The sequence below is a fragment of the Shewanella surugensis genome (genome assembly GCF_023284005.1).
Classification (GTDB): Bacteria; Pseudomonadota; Gammaproteobacteria; order Enterobacterales; family Shewanellaceae; genus Shewanella; species Shewanella surugensis.
The window spans coordinates 1-3,317 of the sequence record NZ_JAKIKS010000243.1; the positions used below are offsets into that span (position 1 = coordinate 1).

The window sequence follows — 3,317 nt, forward strand, 5'->3', positions numbered from 1 at the left end:
ATGAATTCGTCGCCACTGCTTATCGCTAATCATTTTACGAGACATATGAATTTCAAAGAGAAAAATTGTATCTTAATCAGCTAATCATGGCCAATTGTCAACACCCCCTAAGCAGTGTTAATATTAAACCATTAATTCCGACTCCCACACCAGCGTCTCTTTAAGATCGGCATTAAGGAAATGACCATAACGCTGATCGAGTTGATCTCGTTTCATCTTGAGAGTGGGTGTCAGCAAATTATTATCTATGCTCCAGCCCTCGGACACCACTATGAGGTGCTCCAATACTTCGTGAGGTTCCAGTTCACTGTTCACCGATAATAATGTTGTGTTTAATTGTTGACTCAATTCATCACGATCTTTACTGGCTCCTTCACCTAATACCACTAGTGCAATAGGCTGCTTTCGGCCGCTTCCCATCACGCAAACTTGCTCAATGTCTACATTGCGACCAAGGCTAGATTCAAGGGGAACGGGTGCCACGTACTTTCCCTTACTCGTTTTAAATTGCTCTTTAACTCGACCAATAATTTTCCAAGAACCGTCAGCATTCACCTCTGCCTTATCGCCTGTTTTAAACCAGCCATTTTCAAACGCGTTTTTGGTCGTCTCAGGGTTTTTATAGTAATCGCTAAAGACAGCCTCTCCACGGATGAGCACTTCCCCTTTTGCAGACAAGCTCATCTCAACACAAGATTGGGGCCGCCCTATACTCCCCATAAGATTCAACTCAAAAGGACTATTAATACAAGATAAACCAGAGGTCTCGGTCATCCCCAAGCTTCACCTATACTGATCCCTATCCTATTAAACCAAAGTAGTGCTTCTGGGAATATAGGCGCACTGCCAGAGATGAACTGTTCAGCGCTCTGTAACCCCAGCCCCACACGGATTTTCTTCGCCACTAACTGACCTATTAAAGGGATTTTTAGCAGTAACTGTAATTTTTTATTCGGCACCTTAGCCAGAATTTCAGATTGAAACCTAGTCCAAAGTCGAGGAACAGAGATAAAGCTTGTGGGCTGGGCATAACGTATATCCTCTATGAAAGTATCTAAAGATTCTACAAAAAAAATATCCCCAGGATGATAAAGAGAAGGCAACTCTATCAAACATCGCTCGGTAATATGAGCTAATGGCAAATAGGACATGAATCGACCACTTTTACTATTATTCAGCTGCATAGCCGCCTGAGATGAAGAGGCCACATTTTTTTGGCTCAACATGACCCCTTTAGCCAAACCAGTACTGCCTGATGTGTAAATCAAAGAAAATAGCTCATCAGGCTTTGAACGATGTAATGTTTGCAGCGGTGCATATTCGTTGAGCCAATCGAGCCATTGCACCTTGCAAGGCAATGTTGGATAAGGAAAATAAATGCTAAGCAATGTGTCAGGTAATGCCGCTTCCAACGCTTGAGTATTATTCAGCTTACCCACAAAGATGGCCTTAACAGCGCTGTGATCTAATACATATTTGATGTTATCAGCAGCCGCAGTCGGATAAATAGGCACACTGATTAAACCTGCCATCATGATGGCAAAATCACAAATAAACCATTCAGCCGAGTTTTTGTCCATAATGGCGACGTTATCTCCAGCCTCTAATCCATTGGATAAGAGTCCTTGAGCCATTTTACGCGCCTGCTTATCAACCTCACTCCAAGTATAAGTATGCCAAACCCGATTGATCGGCTGATGAAGCCAAATCTTATTAGGGTGTTTGGCAACATTGAATTGCATTTGTTCTAGCGGGGAACGGTAGTGCATACTCATTGATCTCTCTTCATCACTTTGAAAATTAAACTTCATGTAAGAAGAAGCAATAGCCTCTTCTTATTAAAGAGAAGCATCATAGTAAATCGAGCATTAGCATAGGTATTTCTGACTGGAGGGTTACAGATTAAGGCCAAGAGTGACGTCATATTGTTCCATTTATATAAAGCGCTTATGTCTACCATGAACTGTTTCCCTATACTCATCATTTTAGGAGATATTCCATTAAGAACAGAAGGTTAAAAGTATAATCTTTTATGGTTATTTTGGCACGAATTCATAGACAGTCATTATTAATGGCATTATCCCAAGACCGCTTATCTTAGTTAATCAACTGAGGCGTTATTCAACACCTTAAAACTCATAAATTTCTTTTCATTTACTTATTTTTATAATGTGTTATCGACAGTGGCGTTAAAAACGATTTATCTCCTATTTTGATTGATACTGAACGTTGATTATGCTGAAAAGCTGAGTATGTTACTGATTGATAATGGCTGGTTATAATTATTATCTTTCCGTTGTACTGTTATGCCGTTATTTTATCTATTAATGATTAGACCTGTTACTTTTAGCGCTAATTAAGCGGCAATAAAGGTTTTATAAATGCTTTTAACGCTTTCAGTATTGAGTGATGAATGGGCGAGAGCAGTGTTTCTTATCTATACTTGCATTTAAACATAACTTGCATTTAAACATAATTTACGGATTTGCTATCATGATAAAATGTAAATTAGGCACTTTGCTGACTTTATTGCTGACTTTGTCATTCGTTCAGTTGGTAGGGTGTACGAACACCCCCAACCCTTATGGCAATACTTATGGCTCGGCTGATACCCGAACCATTCAGCAAGTGCAGTATGGAACGATTATCAAAACGGAGCCCGTTACGATTGATGCCTCATCTGGGAGTAATATTGTGGGAACGATTGCTGGGGCTGCAGTTGGCGGGGTATTAGGTTCGACTGTCGGAGGAGGGACGGGCTCAACGTTGGCTGCCATTGGCGGAGGACTGCTTGGTGGTTACGCTGGCGGTAAAACGGCTAATGCGCTAGGGAAGAGTAATGGCGTGAATTTAACGATTCGTTTGGACAATGGGAACGTTATCTCTATTGTTCAAGAAGCCAATCCAGATATGATGTTTACTGTCGGTGAAAAAGTACAGGTGAATATGTCAGGCAGTACAGGCAGAGTGGTGCCTAGATAATTATCAATCTATCTATAGTGTTTGAGAGACATGATGTTATCCCTCATGTTCAATAAGGCTATGATAATTCAGATATGATGTTTACTGTCGGTGAAAAAGTGCAGGTTTATATGTCTGGTAGTACAGGCAGAGTGGTGCCTAGATAATTATCAATCTATTTTTCCTTATACTTAGCAACATTTGAACAAGTAAGAGTGAGAAAAGAGAAAAACATGAAAACGTCGATTTTAATTACGGGTTGCAGTAGCGGTATCGGCCGCTTTTGTGCTGAACAGTTACATGAGTCCGGTTTTAAGGTCATTGCCAGTTGTCGCAAGCTTGAAGATGTGGCGGCG

The 3,317-nt window shown here is 40.8% G+C and carries 4 protein-coding genes; 2 read left to right on the forward strand and 2 right to left on the reverse strand.

Annotation, left to right across the window (positions count from 1 at the left end; all coding sequences use genetic code 11):
- Positions 1 to 123: 123 nt before the first annotated feature.
- Together L2764_RS26425 and L2764_RS26430 are read right to left on the reverse strand one after the other, a co-directional pair.
- Positions 124 to 774 carry an acyl-CoA synthetase family protein gene (locus L2764_RS26425; RefSeq protein ID WP_248943322.1) on the reverse strand — a complete coding sequence of 217 codons (651 nt, stop codon included), beginning with the start codon at positions 772 to 774 and terminating at the stop codon, positions 124 to 126.
- Positions 771 to 1,775 carry an AMP-binding protein gene (locus L2764_RS26430; protein ID WP_248943323.1) on the reverse strand — a complete coding sequence of 335 codons (1,005 nt, stop codon included), beginning with the start codon at positions 1,773 to 1,775 and terminating at the stop codon, positions 771 to 773. Before L2764_RS26430 ends, L2764_RS26425 begins: the two co-directional genes overlap by 4 nt.
- Before the next feature lie 718 nt (positions 1,776 to 2,493).
- Here L2764_RS26430 and L2764_RS26435 point away from each other — a divergent pair.
- Both L2764_RS26435 and L2764_RS26440 read left to right on the forward strand, forming a co-directional pair.
- Entirely contained in the window at positions 2,494 to 2,982 is a 489-nt protein-coding gene (locus tag L2764_RS26435; RefSeq protein WP_248943324.1) for an outer membrane lipoprotein, read from the forward strand.
- Between the two features lie 212 nt (positions 2,983 to 3,194).
- A partial coding sequence (locus L2764_RS26440) for an SDR family NAD(P)-dependent oxidoreductase (protein WP_248943325.1) occupies positions 3,195 to 3,317 on the forward strand: 123 nt, incomplete at its 3' end.